21 protein-coding genes are annotated in these 20,963 nt (G+C 47.2%); 15 read left to right on the forward strand and 6 right to left on the reverse strand.

The genetic code is table 11. The annotated features are described in order from the left end of the window. Positions 1 to 221: 221 nt before the first annotated feature. From NYE36_RS18275 to NYE36_RS18320, 10 genes are all read left to right on the forward strand, one after another. Complete coding sequence (locus NYE36_RS18275) at positions 222 to 1,691, forward strand: spore germination protein (protein WP_015240716.1); 1,470 nt, start codon at positions 222 to 224, stop codon at positions 1,689 to 1,691. Further along, the gene (locus NYE36_RS18280; protein WP_241457726.1) at positions 1,681 to 2,772 is read left to right on the forward strand and encodes an endospore germination permease; all 1,092 of its coding nucleotides are present in this window, start codon (positions 1,681 to 1,683) and stop codon (positions 2,770 to 2,772) included. The genes NYE36_RS18275 and NYE36_RS18280 overlap by 11 nt, the downstream gene beginning before the upstream one ends. Beyond that, complete coding sequence (locus NYE36_RS18285; protein WP_039253592.1) at positions 2,762 to 3,895, forward strand: Ger(x)C family spore germination protein; 1,134 nt, start codon at positions 2,762 to 2,764, stop codon at positions 3,893 to 3,895. Before NYE36_RS18280 ends, NYE36_RS18285 begins: the two co-directional genes overlap by 11 nt. A 93-nt stretch (positions 3,896 to 3,988) precedes the next feature. After that, a complete protein-coding gene (locus NYE36_RS18290) occupies positions 3,989 to 4,978 on the forward strand; it encodes a LacI family DNA-binding transcriptional regulator (protein ID WP_015418365.1) in 990 nt (329 codons plus the stop codon). Beyond that, on the forward strand, positions 4,971 to 5,852 hold the full coding sequence (gene rbsK / locus NYE36_RS18295; protein WP_007407520.1) for a ribokinase: 882 nt from the start codon (positions 4,971 to 4,973) through the stop codon (positions 5,850 to 5,852). Before NYE36_RS18290 ends, rbsK begins: the two co-directional genes overlap by 8 nt. Further along, positions 5,849 to 6,244 carry a D-ribose pyranase gene (rbsD, locus tag NYE36_RS18300; RefSeq protein ID WP_015418366.1) on the forward strand — a complete coding sequence of 132 codons (396 nt, stop codon included), beginning with the start codon at positions 5,849 to 5,851 and terminating at the stop codon, positions 6,242 to 6,244. Before rbsK ends, rbsD begins: the two co-directional genes overlap by 4 nt. A gap of 16 nt (positions 6,245 to 6,260) precedes the next feature. Beyond that, the gene (locus NYE36_RS18305; protein ID WP_015418367.1) at positions 6,261 to 7,754 is read left to right on the forward strand and encodes a sugar ABC transporter ATP-binding protein; all 1,494 of its coding nucleotides are present in this window, start codon (positions 6,261 to 6,263) and stop codon (positions 7,752 to 7,754) included. Beyond that, positions 7,744 to 8,715, forward strand: a complete 972-nt coding sequence (gene rbsC, locus NYE36_RS18310) for a ribose ABC transporter permease RbsC (RefSeq protein ID WP_064115312.1) — start codon at positions 7,744 to 7,746, stop codon at positions 8,713 to 8,715. Before NYE36_RS18305 ends, rbsC begins: the two co-directional genes overlap by 11 nt. A gap of 13 nt (positions 8,716 to 8,728) precedes the next feature. Continuing rightward, positions 8,729 to 9,646 (forward strand): ribose ABC transporter substrate-binding protein RbsB, encoded by a 918-nt coding sequence (gene rbsB, locus NYE36_RS18315; RefSeq protein WP_094032545.1) that lies wholly within the window; start codon positions 8,729 to 8,731, stop codon positions 9,644 to 9,646. Positions 9,647 to 9,706: 60 nt separating this feature from the next. Next, the gene (locus NYE36_RS18320) at positions 9,707 to 10,240 is read left to right on the forward strand and encodes an SH3 domain-containing protein (RefSeq protein WP_033574421.1); all 534 of its coding nucleotides are present in this window, start codon (positions 9,707 to 9,709) and stop codon (positions 10,238 to 10,240) included. A 124-nt stretch (positions 10,241 to 10,364) separates the two neighbouring features. On the opposite strand, the gene NYE36_RS18325 is transcribed toward NYE36_RS18320, so the two are convergent. From NYE36_RS18325 to alsS, 3 genes are all read right to left on the reverse strand, one after another. Then, positions 10,365 to 10,889, reverse strand: coding sequence for an NAD(P)H-dependent oxidoreductase (locus NYE36_RS18325; RefSeq protein WP_094032546.1), 525 nt, complete (start codon positions 10,887 to 10,889; stop codon positions 10,365 to 10,367). Between the two features lie 102 nt (positions 10,890 to 10,991). Next, on the reverse strand, positions 10,992 to 11,759 hold the full coding sequence (budA, locus tag NYE36_RS18330) for an acetolactate decarboxylase (RefSeq protein WP_199022206.1): 768 nt from the start codon (positions 11,757 to 11,759) through the stop codon (positions 10,992 to 10,994). Between the two features lie 60 nt (positions 11,760 to 11,819). Next, positions 11,820 to 13,532 (reverse strand): acetolactate synthase AlsS, encoded by a 1,713-nt coding sequence (gene alsS / locus NYE36_RS18335; RefSeq protein ID WP_007407527.1) that lies wholly within the window; start codon positions 13,530 to 13,532, stop codon positions 11,820 to 11,822. 156 nt (positions 13,533 to 13,688) lie between these two features. Here alsS and alsR point away from each other — a divergent pair, with 156 nt between their 5' ends. Together alsR and NYE36_RS18345 are read left to right on the forward strand one after the other, a co-directional pair. Next, positions 13,689 to 14,597, forward strand: coding sequence for an acetoin biosynthesis transcriptional regulator AlsR (gene alsR / locus NYE36_RS18340; protein WP_015418369.1), 909 nt, complete (start codon positions 13,689 to 13,691; stop codon positions 14,595 to 14,597). A 194-nt stretch (positions 14,598 to 14,791) separates the two neighbouring features. Beyond that, on the forward strand, positions 14,792 to 16,123 hold the full coding sequence (locus tag NYE36_RS18345; RefSeq protein ID WP_015418370.1) for an arsenic transporter: 1,332 nt from the start codon (positions 14,792 to 14,794) through the stop codon (positions 16,121 to 16,123). Between the two features lie 48 nt (positions 16,124 to 16,171). On the opposite strand, the gene NYE36_RS18350 is transcribed toward NYE36_RS18345, so the two are convergent. From NYE36_RS18350 to NYE36_RS18360, 3 genes are all read right to left on the reverse strand, one after another. Next, positions 16,172 to 16,846 carry a hypothetical protein gene (locus NYE36_RS18350; protein WP_007407530.1) on the reverse strand — a complete coding sequence of 225 codons (675 nt, stop codon included), beginning with the start codon at positions 16,844 to 16,846 and terminating at the stop codon, positions 16,172 to 16,174. Positions 16,847 to 16,887: 41 nt separating this feature from the next. Continuing rightward, positions 16,888 to 17,781, reverse strand: coding sequence for a hypothetical protein (locus NYE36_RS18355; RefSeq protein WP_007614229.1), 894 nt, complete (start codon positions 17,779 to 17,781; stop codon positions 16,888 to 16,890). A gap of 122 nt (positions 17,782 to 17,903) precedes the next feature. Beyond that, positions 17,904 to 18,998, reverse strand: coding sequence for a CotH kinase family protein (locus NYE36_RS18360; protein WP_007407532.1), 1,095 nt, complete (start codon positions 18,996 to 18,998; stop codon positions 17,904 to 17,906). Positions 18,999 to 19,138: 140 nt separating this feature from the next. Between NYE36_RS18360 and NYE36_RS18365 the strand changes: the two genes are divergently transcribed. The 3 genes from NYE36_RS18365 to NYE36_RS18375 all read left to right on the forward strand — a co-directional run bounded on the left by NYE36_RS18365 (position 19,139) and on the right by NYE36_RS18375 (position 20,958). Continuing rightward, positions 19,139 to 19,672: a hypothetical protein gene (locus tag NYE36_RS18365; protein WP_033574417.1), complete on the forward strand. Its 534-nt coding sequence runs from the start codon at positions 19,139 to 19,141 to the stop codon at positions 19,670 to 19,672. Positions 19,673 to 19,828: 156 nt separating this feature from the next. Beyond that, positions 19,829 to 20,449, forward strand: coding sequence for a flavin reductase family protein (locus NYE36_RS18370; RefSeq protein WP_033574416.1), 621 nt, complete (start codon positions 19,829 to 19,831; stop codon positions 20,447 to 20,449). A 164-nt stretch (positions 20,450 to 20,613) separates the two neighbouring features. Beyond that, entirely contained in the window at positions 20,614 to 20,958 is a 345-nt protein-coding gene (locus NYE36_RS18375; RefSeq protein ID WP_199022207.1) for a DUF4181 domain-containing protein, read from the forward strand. Positions 20,959 to 20,963: the final 5 nt, after the last annotated feature.

A 20,963-nucleotide genomic window follows, 5' to 3' on the forward strand; every position in this document is an offset into this window, starting at 1 on the left:
CACATTTTATATGCGGAAAGCCTTTCTCCTTTTAAACCATTTACAGGACGTTTATCACTCTTTTGAAATAATTTTAATAAATCTTTATATTCGTTCAAGAAATATTCATCCATAATTGTGAAGTTCTTGGTAAAACATCGAGGAACTCCTCTATTTTATAAAATGCATAAAAAAGGAATACCCGCTGAAAACTACAGATAACCAGGAAAGGAGGCGGTCTGATGTCTGCGGATAAACAAAACAAACGGATTCCCGGCGATTTTGAATCGGCTGTACGGGAAATGCAGGAGCTGATGTGTGTTTGCGGTGATTTTAAAATACGAAGGATCAAACTGCAGGACCGTCATACCGCTTTCTTTTATATTGAACAGATGATAGAAGAACAGAAGCTGAATGAGTTTCTGTTAAGCGACACCCTGCAGAACGGCCCGCTTGAGGAAACGATGAATGCCGTCAGCAGTGCGGAAACGGATGAAATCAGAAAACTCATTGACGGGATTTTGGCAGGACAGGTTGTTTTTCTCAGCGATGCATCGAGGAAAGCGAAGCTGTTTTCCGTCGGCCAGAATCCGCTGCGTTCCATTATGGAACCCGAATCTGAAAGTATCGTCCGCGGCGCCCATGACGGGTTTGTGGAAAGTTTGGAAACGAACATTCATCAGCTGCGGTTTCACATACAGGACCGCCATCTCTCCGTTCATTATATGGATATCGGGGAAAGAGCCAAATCAAAAGTTGCGGTTATCTTTGTTGAGAATATCGCCAATCCGGAGATTGTGGAGGAAGTGAAGCGGCGCCTGTCATACTTGCGTATAGACAGCGTGCTTGCGCCCGGGATTATCGAGGAATCAATAGAAGATAATTCGTTTTCCATTTTTCCGCAGATCATTCATACGGAACGGCCGGATAAAGCAAAAGCATGCGTGATGGAAGGCTGTGTACTGATCATGATGGACGGGAGTCCGTCGGCTTTGATTGCGCCGATCACATTCTTTTCTTTTTTTCAATCTCCGGACGACTACAGCACGAGGTGGATTTCTGCCAGTTTTTTAAGAGTGCTGAGATTTTTCGCCTTTATGATCGCGATTACGCTGCCCGCTTTTTATATCGCGCTGATTGCGTTTCATTTTGAAGTCATTCCCAACGATCTGATTATCACCATGAAAAATTCGATTGTTGATATTCCCTTTCCCCCGCTGATAGAAGCCATGATTATGGAAATTACGATTGAACTGATCCGCGAAGCCGGTATCAGGCTGCCGAGACCGATCAGTCAGACGATCGGCATTGTCGGCGGTCTCGTGATCGGTGACGCAGTCGTTCAGGCGGGACTCATTTCTAATATGATGATTATCGTCGTAGCCGTTACGGCTGTTTCTTCTTTTGTGCTTCCTTCATATGAAATGAGCACGTCCATCCGAACGCTCAGATTTCCGCTTATGTTTCTGGCATCCTCGTTCGGTTTTATCGGCATCGCACTCGGCTTCGGGCTTATTCTGATGAACCTGTGCAAGCTTGAATCACTCGGCGTTCCTTATTTATCATCTCTGACGCCGTTTCATTTCAGTGACTTGAAGGATGCATTTATCCGGCTGCCGGCTTGGTTTATTAAAAGAAGGCCTTTTTATTTGAGACCGCAAGACTCAAAGCAGATGAAACATGTTCGGGGGTGGAGAAAAGATGAAGCCTAAAAAAATCAGCCGGCTTCAAGGCGTGTTTTTCATTAATCAGACGCAGATCAGCATCGGCATTTTGGCGCTGCCCCATTTACTGATGATGAAATCGGGAAGCAGCGGATGGATTTCCATTCTGCTTACCGGATTGCTCGTCCAGCTTACATTCAGCCTGTATATGATATTATTTCACCGGTTTCCGAAGCTGAACCTGTACGAAATGCTGGAGGAGGTGTTCGGAACACTTGCCGGCAAAGGGGTGCAGGTGCTGTATATTTTATACTTCGCGTTTCTCTGCACGCTCATTCTTTCTGTATTTACACGGATATTGGATATCTGGGTGCTCCCTCAGACTCCGAATTGGGTGATCAGCTTAATGCTGATCCTCGGTTCTGTCTATATCGCCCAGGCTCCGCTGAATGCGATCGCCAGGTTCAGCTTTATTTTAACGCCGTTTTTGCTGCTGATCTCTCTGCCGCTTTTATACACGCTGGGAAAAGCCGATATCACATACATTATGCCGATTTTTCACGGAACCGCAAAAGACATGCTTACCGGGATGCAGCAAACACTTGTCAGCATTACCGGCTTTCAGGCGGCGCTCGTGATCGGGCCCCTAATCAACTGCACCGTCAGCCAGCGCTACAAAATACTGACGATTTCAAACATCTTGATTATCCTTTATTACCTGTATATCACCCTTACTTGCTTTGTCACAATCAGCCCCGAAGAAATAAAAATGATCCCGGAGCCTGTGCTGTACCTGTTAAAAACCGTTTCATTCAGAATTATCGAACGGACGGATCTGCTCTTTTTGACGTTTTGGTTCGTGACCGTCTTTTCAACGCTGGCCAACGTGTTTTACTTGGCAAGCACCGGCATTGCCAAGCTGTTCAATCAAAAAGATCACAGCCGGTTTGTTTATCCGCTGGCCCTGCTCGTCTTCCTTCTGTCTATTTGGGCCACAAGCACAGATAAAACGATACAGCAGCTGGATCAGTTTTTCCGCATTTCCGATATTGTGTTTGTGTATTTGTTTCCGTTGTTTATGGTATTGATTGTCCTTGTACGCAAAAAGGGTGTCCGCCATGCGCATTAAAAAAGCGGTTCTTATCAGTCTCATGTGCGCAAGCCTGACACTTGCGGGCTGCTGGGATCAAAATTTGCTGAAAGATATTTCTCTCGTGCTGACCGCAAGCCTTGATGTTGATCATGACGGTAAAAATAAAATCGGCATCACCTATCGGAAGGTTCAGTCCTCCCAGGCGGAACAGGAAACGGGCGGCTCATTCATTACGACGGTGCTCAGCGCTTCCGGGCACACCATCCGTGAAGCGCGGTTTCAATTGGATAAGCTTGTCGACCAGCGCATTGACACGTCCAAGCAAAGAGTCTTATTAATCGGTGAGAAAATGGCGGAAAAACCGCTTTTTCCTTATCTCGATGTCTTTTACAGAGATCCGAAAAGCCCGCTTCTCGCTCATCCGGCGGTTGTAAAAGACGGCGAGGCGATTGAAGTGCTGAAGCTGATCGTCCGGCAGAAATTGATCGTCAGCAAGTATTTAACGAATTTATTAACAAGCGCTAATGCGGAATCAAATATCAGCATGGAAAATTTGCAATCCATCCGTTCAAGCATGCTGACGGCTGATAAGGATTTCGCCCTTCCTTATTTATCGATTAACGGACAGACGATAAAGGTAGAGGGTTCTGCCCTGTTCAGCGGCCAGCGAAAAGTGACTGAGGTGCTCGGTCAGGATTCGACCCTCCTGACCCTTTTAAGCGGGCAATTTAATAAATCGGCTAATATTAATCTGAAGCTGTGGGACAAATACAAAATGGATATTGAAAATTATCTTTCTCTCGGCATCACGGATGCCACGCGAAAGATTGTATTTATAGATACAGATCCGCAGCATATAAAAGTGAAAATCCGTTTAAAACTGAATGCACGCGTCTTGGAATATCCAAAGGACAAGCTGAATTCTTATACGGCAATCGACCAAATAAACAAACAAGCCTCAGCAAATTTGAACAGCCAGGCCAGATCGGTGATCAGCCATATTCAGGAGCACAACTCGGATATCCTCGGCATCGGCCGGAAATATCAAACCCATTATTATGAGCGGGGCAAGCGGCTCAATTGGCGTGGGGTCTATCCTTCCATCGAGATAATCCCTGATATTAAAGTGAATATCTCACAAATCGGCATCGTGAACTAAAAGAGACCCCGGTCTCTTTTTTTGTTGCCAACCGAAATGATTCGTGTTACTCTTTTTATGTAAACGGTTACATAGTTGGAGGAGGAGTGTTTGTTGGCAACGATTAAAGATGTCGCAGGCGCTGCCGGCGTCTCTGTTGCCACGGTTTCACGTGTCCTCAATGACAACGGCTACGTGCATGAAGATACACGAACGAAGGTCATGCTTGCCATGGAGAAGCTGAATTATTATCCGAATGAAGTTGCCCGCTCTCTTTATAAAAGAGAATCCAGACTGGTCGGGCTCTTGCTTCCGGATATTACGAATCCCTTTTTCCCTCAGCTTGCCCGCGGCGCTGAAGACGAGTTGCAGCGGGAAGGATACCGGCTGATCATCGGCAACAGCGATGAAGAATTGGAAAAAGAACTCGACTACCTGCAAACATTTAAACAAAATCAAGTTGCCGGTATTTTGGCGGCCACCCATTACCCCGACCTTCCCGAATACAGCGGCAGCCTTTACCCGGTCGTATTTCTGGACCGGACAAAAGAAGGCGCCCCATCCGTATTCAGTGACGGGCGGGCAGGCGGAAAACGGGCGGCTGAGGAAATGCTTCGCGGCAAAAGCACAAGCATCACGCTTGTCAAAGGCCCAGCCCACCTTCCGACCGCTCAGGAACGTTTTAACGGCGCACTTAACGTGCTGCAAAAAGCGAACGCGCAGTTCAATGTCATCTCCGCCGCTTCATTTTCCATCAAGGATGCCGCCATTTTAGCAGAAGAATTGTTTGCAGCATACCCTGAAACCGACGGAGTCATTGCCAGCAACGACATTGCGGCGGCTGCCGTCCTCCATGAGGCACTGCGGCTCGGCAAAAAAGTTCCGGAGGAGATTCAGATCATCGGATACGACGATATTCCGCAGAGCAGGCTTTTGTTTCCGCCGCTTTCAACCATCCGCCAGCCTGCATATGAGATGGGAAAACAAGCGGCAAACCTGCTGCTGCAATTGATAAAGAAAGAGCCGCCGAAAGAGACGGCCATTCAAATGCCCGTGACTTACATAAGAAGACAAACGACAAGAAAGGATGATCACCATGAGTGAAATTTGTGTTATCGGAAGCTGTTCTATGGATCTGGTCGTCACATCTGAACGGCGTCCGAAAGCCGGAGAAACCGTACTGGGCACAGACTTTCAAACCGTGCCCGGAGGAAAAGGCGCAAATCAGGCCGTAGCCGCTTCCCGCCTGGGCGCAAACGTATATATGGTAGGAAAAGCAGGCAATGACAGCTACGGAAAAGCGATTATTGAAAACCTGAAGGCAAACGGTGTCAATACGGACTATATGGAAACGGTTACACATAAAAAAAGCGGAACGGCTCATATTGTGCTCGCTGAAGGAGACAACAGCATCGTCGTCGTAAAAGGCGCAAACGATGACATCTCCCCCGATTATGCCAAAAGTGCGCTGGCAAAACTTCCCGGCATTGATATCGTGCTGATCCAGCAGGAGATTCCTGAAGAAACCGTTGAAGAAGTGTGCAGCTACTGCCGCGCGCAGCAAATTCCGGTTATTCTGAATCCCGCGCCGGCCCGGCCGCTGAAACAATCAACGATTGAGGATGCCGCATATCTTACGCCGAACGAACATGAAGCATCCATTTTATTTCCTGACCGGACGAAAGAAGAAGCGCTCGCCGGCTATCCCGGCAAACTGTTCATTACCGAAGGAAAACAAGGCGTGCGCTACTCAGACGGCACCGCGGAACGGCTTGTTCCCGCCTTCCCTGCAGAAGCGGTCGACACGACGGGAGCCGGCGATACCTTTAATGCGGCACTTGCCGTCGCACTCGCGGAAGGACGGGACATTGAGCAAGCGCTCCTGTTTGCCAACCGCGCCGCCTCCCTGTCCGTGCAGCACTTCGGCGCCCAAGGCGGCATGCCGGCCAGAAAAGAAGTTGAGGAGCTGCTGTCATGAAAAAACACGGAATGTTAAACAGCCACATTGCCAAAGTATTGGCCGATCTGGGGCATACAGACCTCATCGCAATCGCAGATGCGGGTCTCCCCGTCCCTGACGGCGTCCCTAAAATTGATTTGTCCTTAATGGCGGGCGTTCCCGCCTTTCGGGACGTGACCAGCCTGGTAGCCGGGGAGATGGCAGTCGAAAAGGTGATCGCCGCTTCCGAGATCAAAGACGCAAATCCTGAGAATGCAAGTTTCATAGAAAGCCATTTCTCAGCGCAGACGATCGAGTACATGTCCCACGAGGAATTCAAACGGCTCACACAGAAAGCAAAAGCCGTCATCCGAACGGGTGAAATGACACCATACGCCAACTGCATCCTGCAGGCGGGTGTGATTTTCTAGAAAGAAGGGATCCAGCATGCACATCGGCATGACAGACATTCATAAAGCATTCGGCAAAAACCAAGTGCTCTCCGGCGTCTCATTTGAGCTTCTGCCGGGAGAAATCCACGCTTTAATGGGAGAAAACGGAGCGGGCAAATCGACGTTAATGAATCTGCTCACCGGGCTCTACCGGCTCGACAAGGGAAACATTACGATAAACGGAACAAATATGAGCTTCTCCAATCCAAAGGAAGCCGAAAAGCACGGAATCGCCTTTATCCATCAGGAACTGAATATATGGCCGGACATGACGGTGCTTGAAAACCTTTTTATCGGCAAAGAGCTGACGACGGCGTTCGGCGTTTTGGAAACGAAGAAAATGAAAGCGCTAGCAAAATCACAGCTTGAAAAACTGGGAGTCTCTCTTCCTCTTGACCGGGAAGCCGGACAATGTTCCGTCGGACAGCAGCAGATGATTGAGATTGCCAAAGCGCTGATGACAAACGCCGAAGTCATTATTATGGACGAACCGACCGCGGCGCTGACCGAACGGGAAATCAGCAAACTGTTTGACGTGATGACGGCGTTAAAGCGGGACGGCGTATCCATCGTCTATATTTCGCACCGAATGGAAGAGATATTTTCGATTTGCGACCGGATCACCATTATGCGGGACGGCCTCACTGTCGATACGGCGCATATGAAAGAAACTAATTTTGATGAAGTGGTCAAAAAAATGGTCGGGCGGGAGCTGACCGATCGGTATCCGACTCGCACGCCGTCACTCGGCGATAAGGTGCTCGAAGTGAAAAACGCCTCAAAAAAAGGAAGCTTTTCACAGATCAGTTTCCATGTGAGCGCCGGAGAAATCCTCGGCGTTTCCGGCTTAATGGGTGCCGGACGGACAGAAATCATGAGGGCGCTGTTCGGAATTGACAGGCTCGATTCCGGAGAGATCTGGATTTCCGGCCGAAAAACCGGCATTCGGGGTCCGTACGATGCCATCCGCAAGGGACTCGGCCTGATTACGGAGAACCGCAAAGATGAAGGGCTGCTGCTGGATACGTCCATTCGTGAAAATATCTCATTGCCGAACCTGACCAGCTTCTCTCCGAAAGGCATCATTGACCGAAAACGCGAGGCGGAGTTCGTTGAGCTGCTCATCAAGCGTCTGACCATTAAGACCGCATCTCCGGAAACCGCCGCCCGGCATTTATCAGGAGGAAATCAGCAAAAAGTCGTCATCGCCAAATGGATTGGAATCGGCCCGAAAGTTCTCATCCTTGATGAACCGACAAGAGGCGTCGACGTAGGCGCGAAAAGGGAAATCTATTCATTAATGAATGAACTGACCGATCGCGGAGTCGCCATCATCATGGTGTCTTCCGAGCTGCCGGAAATTCTCGGCATGAGTGACAGAATCATCGTCGTCCACGAAGGGCGCATCAGCGGAGAAATCAATGCGGCCGGCGCAACACAAGAACACATCATGACACTTGCCACGGGAGGGCAGCAGTATGAAAACTGAACCATTGACATCAACTGAACAAAAGCGATTTTCCATTCACACCTTTACGCAAAAACTCGGTCCGTTTCTCGGCTTACTGATTCTTGTGCTGATCGTTTCCGTTTTAAACCCGAGTTTTCTTGAACCCCTCAATATTCTCAACCTTCTTCGGCAGGTTGCGATTAACGCTCTGATTGCATTCGGAATGACGTTTGTCATTTTAACGGGAGGCATTGATCTCTCTGTCGGAGCCATCCTCGCCTTATCGAGCGCATTGGTCGCAGGTATGATGGTCACAGGCATCGACCCGATCTTAGCCGTCATCATCGGCTGCGTAATCGGCGCCGTACTCGGCATGATAAACGGATTATTAATCACAAAAGGAAAAATGGCGCCGTTCATCGCCACTTTGGCGACAATGACCGTCTTTCGCGGACTGACCCTCGTCTATACGGACGGAAATCCGATTACGGGGCTCGGTTCAAATTACGCATTTCAATTATTCGGACGCGGTTATTTTCTCGGTATTCCCGTACCTGCCATTACGATGCTGATTGCATTTGCGGCCCTGTGGGTTCTTCTGCACAAAACACCGTTCGGCCGCCGGACATACGCCATCGGCGGCAATGAGAAAGCGGCGCTGATATCGGGAATCAAAGTGCCCCGCATCAAGATCATGATCTATTCTCTGACAGGTTTATTATCGGCGCTGGCGGGAGCGATTCTGACATCACGCTTAAATTCCGCACAGCCGACGGCCGGGGAATCATACGAGCTGGACGCCATCGCAGCGGTCGTTCTCGGCGGAACGAGCCTGTCCGGCGGTCGAGGGCGCATCATCGGTACGCTGATCGGGGTTTTGATTATCGGTACGCTGAACAACGGCTTGAACCTTCTCGGCGTATCATCTTTTTATCAGCTCGTCGTCAAAGGAATCGTCATTTTAATCGCGGTGCTGCTGGACCGCAAAAAATCGGCATAGTAGGAGGACCATTATGAAGAAAGCCATCATCACGATCGCGGCATTATCACTGTTTTTGCTGTCCGCCTGTTCACTTGAACCGCCACAATGGGCAAAACCGTCAAACACAAAACATAAAAAAGAATTCACTATCGGGCTCTCCGTCTCCACATTGAACAATCCGTTCTTCGTTTCATTAAAAGAAGGCGTTGTAAAGGAAGCCAAAAAACGGGGCATGAAGGTCATTATTGTCGATGCCCAAAATGATTCATCTAAACAGTCAAATGACGTAGAAGATTTGATCCAGCAGGGAGTCGATGCGCTGCTGATCAACCCGACCGATTCCTCAGCGATTTCAACAGCCGTCGAATCGGCAAATTCCCTCGGCATTCCCGTCATTGCGCTTGATCGTTCAGCCGAACACGGCAAAGTCGAAACGCTTGTCGCCTCTGACAATGTCAAAGGAGGAGAAATAGCGGCTGACTACCTCGCCGATCAGCTCGGAAAAGGCGCCAAAGTGGCGGAATTGCAAGGGGTGCCGGGCGCATCCGCGACACGGGAACGCGGAACGGGCTTTCATCATATTGCCGACAAAAAGCTGGATGTCGTAACAAAGCAAGCGGCGGATTTTGACCGTACAAAAGGATTGACCGTCATGGAAAACCTGCTGCAGGGACATCCGGATATTAAAGCCGTGTTCGCCCATAATGATGAAATGGCACTCGGCGCGCTCGAAGCGATTAACAGCTCGGGCAAACACATTTTGGTCGTCGGTTTCGACGGAAATAAAGATGCGATTTCTTCCATTAAAAACGGAAAGCTGACAGCCACGGTCGCCCAGCAGCCGGAGCTGATCGGAAAACTGGCGGCCGAAGCGGCGGAGCAGGTGCTCAAAGGAGAAAAAGTCAAAAAAACCATTTCCGCTCCATTGAAACTTCAAACACAAAAATAACCGGCCGATGTTTAGACTTCCGATAAAACGTGAAAGGATGAAGTAAAAGGAGAGATACAGATGAAGAAAACAGCCAAAGCGGCATCCATTCTGACCCTTGCAGCGGGAATAACAGCGGCTTCAGCTGCCGGAATAACGCCTCTTTCGGAGACACACGCGCAGGAAGCGGTCAAAATTGACGATCTGTACAGCTACCCGCTTGACTCTTATCTCGTTTCCGCGGAAGCATTGAACGTCAGAACAAAAGCATCAGCAGCCAGTCCGAGAGCTGATACCCTTCATTTAGGCGACAGCTTAAAGATCGTTTCATTCCAGAACGCTGACTGGGCAAAAGTACATTATAAAAACGGAAAAACAGGATTTGTATCTACTCATTATATTGTTAAAGAAGCAACAACCGTAAAAACAACGGCAAAAACAAAAGTATATACAGACAAACAAGCGGTCAAAGCTTCCCTTGCTAAAAACACGAGCGTTTCTTTCCTCGGATGGAAAAAGACAGCCGGCGGCGGCATTGACTTCGGCTGGGCGCTTGTCGATTACGGGGGCGCAACGGGATATATCAGCACAAAAGATCTGCAAAAACTGACATAATAGCAAAACGGATTTCGCAAATTCAGCGCGAAATCCGTTTTTTCTTTCTTGGGCAGTCAGAAACGTCTAAGGTTCGAAATATTTCTCAGGAAATATTGTCGGATGAAGATGAATGCATACGACTCTAAAATGGCTTCTTTATGTAATCCGCCAGGCGTTTTGCATTGTCATGAATAGCCGCAGCATCGGCGCTGCTTACCCCGTACATCGCGAAAGCCGGCAAATAGGTCATACCCGTAAAATTAGCCATTGCCTGAAACGGCCTTAAGAGCTCGCTCAGTGAAAAATGGTTGGACCCGCCTGCCTGATATGCATCCTCTCCGGCACCTACAGAAACAGCCAGCAGCAATTCTTTGCCGTGCAGCGCCTTTCCTTTGGAACCGTAAGCCCAGCCATACGCCAGCACATGATCCATCCATGTTTTTAAAAGCGGAGGCGCACTGTACCAGTACAGCGGGAATTGAAATACGATCCGGTCATACTGTTCACACAGCTGCCGTTCCTTTTCCGCATCTATTTTCCCGTCCGGATATTCTTTATAAAGCTCACGGACCGTGATGTCATCATGATTTTTTAATTCTTCTGTCCACGCCTTATTGACCGCTGAGTTGTTCATGTCAGGATGAACCGCTAATACCAATACTTTCACAGCTACCACACCTTTCCCTTTTGACTGTATTTTACCTAATCTTTGCCGGTTCAGCCAAATAAAAAGAAAGCCCCCGAGAAAAATGAGGCTTTCTTTTTTAATTTATTCCGGGCTTCCTTCGGTTGTTTCGATATCCTTCGCAAAATTCGGATTATCTAAATTTGCGTTGAAAAAGTCCGCCGTATTCGGAAGCTTGAGGTTCATATTCATTTTTTGAGAAATGGTCACTTTACAATTTTTAATGACATAGTCAAACACGTGTCCCCCGGAATTGCGTCCTTCATCAATGAAGTGCAGGTGGTATCCGGAAACAGCGATGCCGTTTGCGTAACCCGGCGTCCAGAAGCCGGCGATTGTACCCTGAATGTCGTCAAAGTTGAACACAGGCTGTGTTTTCACCGCTTCAATCATCGGAACGTACGGTTTCTCCTGGCGTTCTACCGTTCTTGTCTGCACCTTTTTAAATACGCCGTCTAAACGGATCGCATAAAATAAGTTTTTACTAGGCAGAAGGCTGGCGATTTCCTGCTCGAATTCTTCACGGGTCATTTCGCCCTCGATCGTATGCGTCATATCAGGCGTGAAAAATGTGAATGAGCAGAATGGTGACAGGTCTCCGCCTTTAACAGGCGTAGCCGTTCCGTCGCCGCGCAGACGGTAAAATTCTCCGTCAAATCCGATTAATTCGCCGTCCAGTTTGTTGAACGTGCCGATTCCGAAATCACCGAACTTCGGAATGTCAGCCATATCAAAATCTCCGTCATATACTCCGTCCAGCAGAGATGTCATTGTTGAGACTTGATAGATCTGATCCTCAGGTGAGCCTTTTTCTCCGCGGCTCATCATATGGATGTCGCTTGCGTTTTTCATATTCCCTTCACTCCTTTTAAATTGGGCTGTTTTAGAAAACAGGTCATGGTGCGCAGAGTGCTAGAGAGCTTTTGCTTTCATTTTTTCTTTGAATTGCTTCGGAAGCATGTCGCTTGATAAATGGACATTGTCACTGTAATCGACAGGAATGTCAATGATGACAGGGCCTTCTGTGTTCAAGCCTTTTTGCAGCACGTCTGCCAGCTGTTCCGGTGACTCAACGCGCAAGCCGGTGGCGCCGAAGCTTTCTGCATATTTTACGATGTCAATGTTTCCGAAATCTACGCACGATGTACGGTTATATTTTTTCATTTGCTGGAATGCGACCATATCATATGTGCTGTCATTCCATACAAGGTGAACGATCGGCGCTTTTAAGCGGACTGCCGTTTCCAATTCCATTGCAGAGAACAGGAATCCTCCGTCTCCTGAAACGGATACGACTTTTTCACCCGGATTCACCAATGTGGCGGCAATCGCCCAAGGAAGCGCTACGCCCAATGTCTGCATGCCGTTGCTGATCAACAGTTTCAGCGGCTCATAAGCGCGGAAGTAGCGGGACATCCAGATCGCGTGAGAACCGATATCGCAAGTGACGGTTACGTCGTCATCAATTGCATTGCGCAGTTCTTGGACGATTTGCAGAGGATGCACTCTGTCGGATTTATGGTCGCTTGGCGCCTTCTCGCTGTCTGTGAGCATCTGTTTTAATTCGCTCAGCACTTCTTGTTCACGGCTGCCCATATCAAATGTCACAGCGTCGTGTTCAATTTGTTTAACCGTAGCGGCGATATCGCCTAATAATTCTAATTCCGGCTGATAGGCATGATCAATATCGGCCTGGATTTCGTCAAGATGGATAATAGCACGGTCACCGTTTACGTTCCAGAACTTCGGATCGTATTCAATCGGATCATAACCGATCGTTAATACGACATCCGCCTGTTCAAGCAGAAGATCGCCCGGCTGGTTGCGGAACAGTCCGATCCGGCCGAAATATTGGTCTTCCAGCTCTCTGGACAATGTGCCGGCCCCTTGGTACGTTTCTACGAAAGGCAGTTTTGTTTTGGCAAGCAGTTTGCGGATTTGTTTTACCGCCTCCGGTCTTCCGCCTTTCATGCCGACTAACAGAACGGGAAGTTTCGCCGTCTGGATTTTCGCGATAGCCGCGCTGACCGCTTCTTCCGGTGCAGGGCCTTGTTTCGGCGCCGGCACGCTGCGTACGTTTTTCACATTTGTGATTTCATTCACAACATCCTGCGGAAAGCTCACGAAAGCCGCGCCTGCCTGACCTGCTGACGCTGCCCTGAAGGCGTTTGTTACCGCTTCTGGTATATTCCCTGTTTCCTGTACTTCTACACTGTATTTTGTAATCGGCTGAAATAGCGCCGCATTGTCCAATGATTGGTGTGTCCGTTTTAAACGGTCTGCACGAATTACGTTACCCGCCAGCGCCACTACCGGATCACCTTCTGTATTAGCCGTTAACAAGCCGGTCGCCAAGTTGGATGCCCCCGGGCCTGAAGTAACGAGACAAACGCCTGGTTTTCCAGTCAGTCTTCCGACAGCCGCAGCCATAAATGCAGCGTTCTGTTCGTGACGGCATAAAACCAGTTCAGGTCCTTTATCTTTTAACGCATCAAATACTGCATCAATTTTTGCACCCGGAATGCCAAAAACATGTGTGACACCTTGCTCCACTAAGCAATCAACAACAAGCTCCGCCCCCCGATTTTTTCCAGAGGTTTTTAGTTCATTTGTTGCTTTTGCCAACACCCTCACTCCTTATTATGCATATTAAATATAAAATTTTAAGTAATTTGTGATATTATTCACTATACACTCTTTGGAAATTGACCTCCAATATCAATTCGCCGTATGATTAATATGTTTCACGAATAATTAACAAAGAGAAAGGAATGGATAAGGATGGAGCTTCGCCATCTTCAATACTTTATTGCCGTTGCCGAAGAACTTCATTTCGGCAAAGCTGCGCTTCGGTTAAATATGACACAGCCGCCTCTCAGCCAGCAGATCAAACAGCTTGAGAAGGAAGTCGGCGTGACCTTATTAAAGCGCACGAAACGGGTTGTAGAGCTTTCAGCTGCCGGAGAAAGTTTTTTAAAACACAGCAGAAACGCGATCGAAGAAATAGACAAAGCGATTGAAATGGCGCAGAGAACGGCGCGGGGAGAGCTCGGCCGCCTTGTCGTCGGTTTTGTCGGCTCGGCCACATATGAATTTCTGCCGCCGATCATTCGGGAATTCCGCGAAAAATTCCCCTCCGTCAAGCTTGATCTGCGTGAAATTTCTTCTTTCAGACAGCAGGAAGAACTTCTGAAGGGGAACATTGATATCGGCATCCTTCATCCGCCTTTACAGCATTCCGCGTTACATATGGAAAAGGTGCAGAGCAGCCCGTGCATTCTGGCTTTGCCGAAGCAGCACCCGCTTACCGCTAAACAGACAATCGACATTCACGATTTAAAAAATGAACCGATTATCACACTGTCGAAAGAAACATGGCCGACTTTATACCTAGAGTTTGTAAACTACTGCGAGCAGGCGGGCTTCAAACCGAAAATCGTTCAGGAAGCGACGGAGTATCAAATGGTGATCGGATTGGTTAGTGCCGGTATCGGTGTAACCTTCGTGCCTTCTTCTGCTAAAAAGCTGTTTAATCTCGAAGTCGCCTACCGCGGCATTAATCAGGTGCAGCTCACTGCCGAATGGGTCATTGCCTACCGCAAGGATAATCAAAATCCGATTCTGAAACATTTTCTGGATATTATGAATAAACGCCAGGCTTTATTGCAGGCGGATAAGGAAAATGCATAAAAAAGAGGGCCGCCGAAAGCAGCCTCTTTTTTTGTGCTTTTATGGAATTTTACTAAATTGGTAGAAACGCTCAGTACACCTTACGACCTGTACCCGTATACATACAGTACAACTGATCAGGAGGGATAAAAATAACGGGGCGGCAATGACCCATCTAAAAGGAGGCAGAACACATTACACATATTACCGTCATTTTGACCCTGATTTCTTTCTTTGTGACCATTATTTTTATCTTTTGGAGACCCGGGGGATTAAATGAAGCCGTTCCGGCGTCGCTGGGCGCCATTCTCGTTTTGTTATGCGGAACCGTTTCCTTTCATGATTTGGGGGATATAGGGTCAAAAGTCACCGGAGCATCAATCACCATTATCTCCACAATGATTATGGCGATCGCGCTGGAAAGCTTCGGTTTTTTTAACTGGGCGGCGGCCAAACTGCTTCACCGCGCCAAGGGATCGGGCATCCGGCTTTTTTGGCTGACCAACCTGCTCTGTTTTTCAATGACGCTCTTTCTGAATAATGACGGCAGCGTCTTAATCACCACTCCTATTTTACTGTTGGTCTTACAATATCTCGGACTTAAAAGACATCAAAAAACACCGTATTTAATAAGCGGCGTATTAATTGCGACGGCGGCAAGCACCCCGATCGGCGTCAGTAATATCGTCAATTTAATTTCTCTCAAAATGATAGGCATGGACCTTTATTTGTACACCAATATGATGTTTATCCCCGGCACGCTGGGACTGGTGTTTATGGCCTTTCTGCTGTTTGCCGTTTTTTACCGCCGTTTGCCGAAACAGCTCCCCGATATTCCGGTTCATTTTGACTCGCTGGAACACAAACGATATCATCCGCTTCAGCCTCCGCCGGACCCGACCCAAAACAGCCGTACGAACATCATGTTTTGTGTTTTGGCATTTGTATTGTTCGTCCGGATCAGTCTGTTTGCAGCTTCTTACAACGGCATATCCGTTTCGCTCGTGGCTGTCATCAGTTCAGTCATCCTGCTTGGCTGGAGATGGATTTATTTAAAAATCGGACCGGCAGACTTATTAAGGAAAGCGCCTTGGCATATCTTTATTTTTGCCTTCACGATGTACATTATCATCTACGGACTGCATAATATCGGACTTACGGCGCTGCTTGTTCAGTCTATTGAGCCTTATGTCTCACAAAGCATTGCCCACGCCGCATCTATTATGGGCATCGCTACATCCGTCCTCTCTAATTTGTTCAATAACCATCCCGCCTTAATGATCAGCACTTTGACCTTAACTGAAATGTCCATCGACCCATTAACCGTAAAGATCATTTATTTGGCTAATATTATCGGCAGTGATATCGGATCATTGCTTCTGCCGATCGGGACATTAGCCACGCTGATCTGGATGCATATCATCAGACAGCACGGCGAAAAAGTTTCTTGGTCAGAATATATCAAAACGACCATTATCGTTGTCCCTCTCACCGTCGTGTTTACCATTACCGTTTTATATGTTTGGATCAGTTGGATTTACCTTTAGCCCTGATGAAAAAAACTGCCTGCTGTATAAGAGAGGCAGTTTTATCATTTATGGCAGGTGCATGGTTTTTAAATGATTCAATTTCCAAAAAACAGTATCTCCGTCTGCATTGGTCAATTCAAGAATATTATCTGAGACATCCTGTAACAGCCCGACTTTATTCGGTATATCTCCTAAATCCAGAATAATCAGCTTCCCGATATATCTTTTTAATTGCTCCTCAAAATTCCGGACGAGGGGCACATTAGCGGGAACAACCGGCAGCTCTGAACTGTTTAATGTATACGGCGTCTGCTCATCGGAATAGGGTGTCAGCCATTTCAAATGATGCATCGAGATGAAAAGAGTCTTATAAACCGGAGAGAAGAAAACAAAATAATCATTTAAAACACTTGTCACATACCCATGAATGGAACGGTCTCCCGTAACAAATATTTCTGTGAATCTGCCTTTTATATGCTGGAGGGTATTCCGGTAAGAAAAGGAATGTTCCTGTTTTTCGGGATGCGGACTTTTTTTTCTTGCGTACGGTTCTTTATTCTCTTCGTCCGGGAGCGTCAATGTCATCCTCTGAAGGTGCAGCAGCGGAATATAAAGAAACGTCCGGCCGTCATGAATCACAATGATATCCTGACCGATATCCAAAAGAGTTCCTGAAAATGTCGTATTCCCCGATATCTCAATATCGACTTGTTTATCCAGAAATCTGCTTAATCCAGCCATTTCATTCCCCCCTCTCCCGCGTTTACGGACAATCTTTCCAATCATTTACGGCCGTGTTTCCACCGATAATCTATTGTCCTTAATACAGTGGCGTAGCTATAAGAGTTCTCTTCCTCCCGTTTTGAAGATCGAACGGATCTTGACGATCTTTTCGACTTTTTAGAGGAAGTACGCTGCTCTTCGCGTGATTCTTCCTCATGCGGCTTTTCTTCTTCGGCGCTCTCTTTCTCACCTTTATTCTCGTCGTCTTTATTCTCCTCTTTTTTAGCTGCTCCTTTTGCCCCTTCGCTGATGCTCTTGATATGAAAAGGATAGATCCGCAGCACTTCTTTATCTTTCACAAGAGTGTAGTGGCCGTCGGAATTATCCACAAGTATACCTTCAACGGCTTCAGGACCTCCGCGGTTGATGGATACCCATTTGTGGATCAGGCGTTTAAATATGCCGTGAAAATCATCAGCCATTTCAAATTCCGGGCGCTCCTCCTCTTGGCCGTCCTCTTCTTGTTCCGCGCTGATGCTTTTGACATGATCGGCGTTAAAATATACGATTCCGTCATCTTCCGTTTCCAGCACGAGAAAATCATCCCCTGTTTCGTGAAGCTTTCCTCTTTTCGATTCCGGACCTCCCTGATTCAATTGCACCGTGCGATTGGTCATCCGGCTGATCAGATCTTGAAAATCATCAGCTTTTTCACATTCTGCCGCTTCGGCCGGCGATACGGTTTCACTCGTATTTTCCGTCACACTTTTCACGTGTTTCCATTGATAATAAACGATTTTATTATCAACCTGAAGAGCGATATAATCCGATTGAATGTCTGCTAATCTCCCTGTCTTGGACTCCGGGCCTCCCCGGTAGACAGTAATTACTTTTCCTTCCATCGCATGCAAAAAGTTGTCATCAGACCGCTGCCGCTTCGTATTGCGTTTCATCTATTGTCCTCCTAGTCATTTTTCTCATAATGTAAAAAGCATAATGCATATATACGTATCACGATTATTTTCGGGAACTGATTCACCAGCCTATTTGTAAAAAATCTTTCTTCATTTCCAAATCAGATATTCCACCGCTCTAACTCACTGCTGATGAAGGCTGACCGCTCCTTAATGTATTCGCAAATCACTTCAGGCTCCCGGTCAAAGCAATCAATCTCTTCTTTCTTATATGGATCCTTCGCGACATGCGGCCTGATCTGCTCATACAGTGACATGACCTTCGGCTTCATATGTTCAATAGTAAACCGGGTCTGAAGCGTCTCTTCCAAAAGCCGTTTGTACGCTTTGCGGAAATACGGTTCATCCAGAAGCCTTGCAGTCAAGGTATTAAACCCTTGTATTCTGACATAATCGGCCTCCATCCGATCACCATGAATGTCTCTTCCCCACGTCGCATCGTAATCCCACGGAATGACTTCAAAAAGTCCCGTTTCATGATTCCGGTACAAAGCGTAATTATGAACAAATCCATCGTAGTTTGAGGTAAACACGATGCCCGCAAGCCACCGCAAATACTTATCGACGTCCAAGTGTTTGACGATCTCCCCCTTGAACTCTGACTTCGGCACGGTATTAATTTTATAGATCATATCCTGCAAGTATAAATCGTCTTCTTTCGTTCCCGTTTTCTTTTCATAACCAAGTTCGAGCGATGTTTTCGTATCCCGCTCCAGATCACTGACGAGGGAGAAATTGGCGTCGTCATCAACCGCGTAAAAAACAGCGCCGTCCGCCAAATTCCGTTTCGCCAGAAAATATTCATCCACTGACTCCAGCTCAAGATACACCCCCTCATGTCTGCCATTGATTTGCAGGGTTACGAAATTCGCCTTTGGTGACAGCGTCCCAAGCTCCGCGAAGAAATCGAGAGACAGCTTATTCCGCATCATCGACGGATCTTTGTATTCAGCGTTTAAATGTATCTCTTTCGCCCTGCGAAATGTTTTCGGCGAATAAAAAGCGATATGATACGATTTTTTCTTAAAATCTCTTATATGAGAGCCGCGGTACGCCAGATCAATGTCAAGCCGTTTTTGATTCACTCTCAGCACCGCGGGCACCGGATCATCATCCCAAATGTCTTTTTTCAGCTCCATTAAGTCTTTCGGGTGAATAAACAGCTGGTATAGAGGCAATGTTGATTGGTCTTTCATCGGTAAACCTCCCTGTATTAATTTAGGCTGTGCTTTTTATATAAAACTCAGCGAATCACACATACACTTTTTTCATTCATGCGTACTATGTGGTAGTAAGGATCGCATCCTTAAAACATATATCATGAGGAGGTTTCAAAATGGGCCACTATTCCCATTCTGATATCGAAGAAGCAGTAAAATCCGCAAGCACCGAGGGATTGGAAGATTATTTGTACCAAGAACCAAAAAGCAGTAAGAAGAGAAAATCTCGCAGCCGTAAAAAATCATGCCGCTCTCACAAAAAATCTCGCAGTCATAAAAAATCGTGCCGCTCTCACAAAAAATCTCGCAGTCATAAAAAATCGTGCCGCTCTCACAAAAGATCTCGCAGCCATAAAAAATCCCGTTCTCACAAAAAATCTCGCAGCCATAAAAAGTCCCGTTCTCACAAAAAATCTCGCAGCCATAAAAAATCCCGCTCTCACAAAAAATCTCGCAGCCGTAAAAAATCATGCCGGTCTCACAAAAAATCTCGCAGCCACAAAAAATCATGCCGCCGCAAGAAAAAACGCACGCAGAAAAAACCTTATCGTCCTCATAAAAAAGACCCTTGCAAAAAAGACGATTACTGCAGCAAAACAGAGTACTGGAAAGATGGGAACATCTGGGTTGTAAAGAAAAACTACAAGTAACACCATTCGTAAATAGGCTGCCGGCTAAACGGAAGCCTTTTTCCTCAATCAGATATATGCCACGTGATAAGATATGCAGCCGGTTTTCTTTTGTTGTGTTTCCGAATTTTCTTTCTGTATAATCAGGTCATACGATAAAGAAAGGCGGCCGAAATCATGCATATCTTACGAGCAGACGAACTGAACGCAAAAGACACTTACAAATTGCTTTCGGGCACAGTCGTTCCCCGGCCGATCGCATTTGTCACGACGCGGTCATCCATCAACGGCGCCGTAAACGCGGCGCCCTTCAGTTTCTATAACGTTGTCTCCGCAGAACCGCCGCTTCTGGCCATCTCAGTCAGCCGCGCGGACGGTCGGCAGAAAGACACCGCGAGAAACGCACTCGCTCATCGGGAATTCGTGGTGCACGTCAGTGATGAGTCCATTATTGAAGACATTAACAAAACGGCGGCAAGGCTTGATCCTGATGTCAGTGAACTTGACATGACAGACCTTTCTGTGACAGACAGCGCTTGCATCAGCGTTCCCGGTATAAAAGAAGCAAAAGTCAGGTTTGAATGTATACTCGAACGCCATCTTCCGTTCCAAAATGACAGCGGAGAAACGACGACAGACCTCATCATCGGCAGAGTCGTTTGTTTTCATTTGAATGACCAAGTATATGACGCCGATAAAGGCTACATACGGACAGATGAGCTGAAGCCTGCGGCAAGGCTCGCGGGGAATGAATACGCCAGACTCGGGAAGACATATACACTTGTCCGCCCGACCTGAAGCAGGAACCATTATAATAGAAGAAACTAGTCAAAAAGACCCCTTTCGAAAGGGGTCTTTTTGAGCCTTTTACCATGTAACTCAGCCTAATGTCTTATAGAATGCCGAAACTTACAAGGCCCTCACTCGTATGAAACGAGTGACACATTTTTAGGAGGCAGACGATGGATTTCATTCAGTTACTGATTTTTTCAGCCGTATTTATTTTGCTCAGCCTTATGTTTCAAGTATTTGCCGTCAAAGTTCTCAATTTGCCAAAGCCTGTTAAAAAGCAGAAGCCGATAAACGGCACACATCGATTAATCGAAATCACACTGCTTATTACGGGCATCGCAGCGGTGAATTTTTTCAATGAAATGTACGTATTTGCGGGAGTTGTTTTCATGCTATTTTTCTGCAGCGGCTTAATGGAATGGCGGCACCGGCGGGAGGAAAAGCAATATGTGTACGATTCGTTTTACGCGGGTCTTTCTGCCGCGCTTGGCGTGCTTATTTTTTTCATCAGTTAGCGTAG

The organism is Bacillus sp. FSL R5-0593 (assembly GCF_038603755.1).
GTDB lineage: Bacteria > Bacillota > Bacilli > Bacillales > Bacillaceae > Bacillus > Bacillus velezensis.

Coding starts and splice junctions, on each gene's coding strand:
- NYE36_RS18360 (WP_007407532.1), bottom strand. CDS start 18,998: ATGAAAGACCAATCAACATTGCCTCTATACCAGCTGTTTATTCACCCG.
- NYE36_RS18365 (WP_033574417.1), top strand. CDS start 19,139: ATGGGCCACTATTCCCATTCTGATATCGAAGAAGCAGTAAAATCCGCA.
- rbsC (WP_064115312.1), top strand. CDS start 7,744: ATGAAAACTGAACCATTGACATCAACTGAACAAAAGCGATTTTCCATT.
- NYE36_RS18375 (WP_199022207.1), top strand. CDS start 20,614: ATGGATTTCATTCAGTTACTGATTTTTTCAGCCGTATTTATTTTGCTC.
- rbsB (WP_094032545.1), top strand. CDS start 8,729: ATGAAGAAAGCCATCATCACGATCGCGGCATTATCACTGTTTTTGCTG.
- rbsD (WP_015418366.1), top strand. CDS start 5,849: ATGAAAAAACACGGAATGTTAAACAGCCACATTGCCAAAGTATTGGCC.
- NYE36_RS18320 (WP_033574421.1), top strand. CDS start 9,707: ATGAAGAAAACAGCCAAAGCGGCATCCATTCTGACCCTTGCAGCGGGA.
- budA (WP_199022206.1), bottom strand. CDS start 11,759: ATGAAAAACGCAAGCGACATCCATATGATGAGCCGCGGAGAAAAAGGC.
- NYE36_RS18275 (WP_015240716.1), top strand. CDS start 222: ATGTCTGCGGATAAACAAAACAAACGGATTCCCGGCGATTTTGAATCG.
- NYE36_RS18350 (WP_007407530.1), bottom strand. CDS start 16,846: ATGGCTGGATTAAGCAGATTTCTGGATAAACAAGTCGATATTGAGATA.
- NYE36_RS18280 (WP_241457726.1), top strand. CDS start 1,681: ATGAAGCCTAAAAAAATCAGCCGGCTTCAAGGCGTGTTTTTCATTAAT.
- NYE36_RS18305 (WP_015418367.1), top strand. CDS start 6,261: ATGCACATCGGCATGACAGACATTCATAAAGCATTCGGCAAAAACCAA.
- NYE36_RS18285 (WP_039253592.1), top strand. CDS start 2,762: ATGCGCATTAAAAAAGCGGTTCTTATCAGTCTCATGTGCGCAAGCCTG.
- NYE36_RS18355 (WP_007614229.1), bottom strand. CDS start 17,781: ATGAAACGCAATACGAAGCGGCAGCGGTCTGATGACAACTTTTTGCAT.
- NYE36_RS18370 (WP_033574416.1), top strand. CDS start 19,829: ATGCATATCTTACGAGCAGACGAACTGAACGCAAAAGACACTTACAAA.
- rbsK (WP_007407520.1), top strand. CDS start 4,971: ATGAGTGAAATTTGTGTTATCGGAAGCTGTTCTATGGATCTGGTCGTC.
- alsR (WP_015418369.1), top strand. CDS start 13,689: ATGGAGCTTCGCCATCTTCAATACTTTATTGCCGTTGCCGAAGAACTT.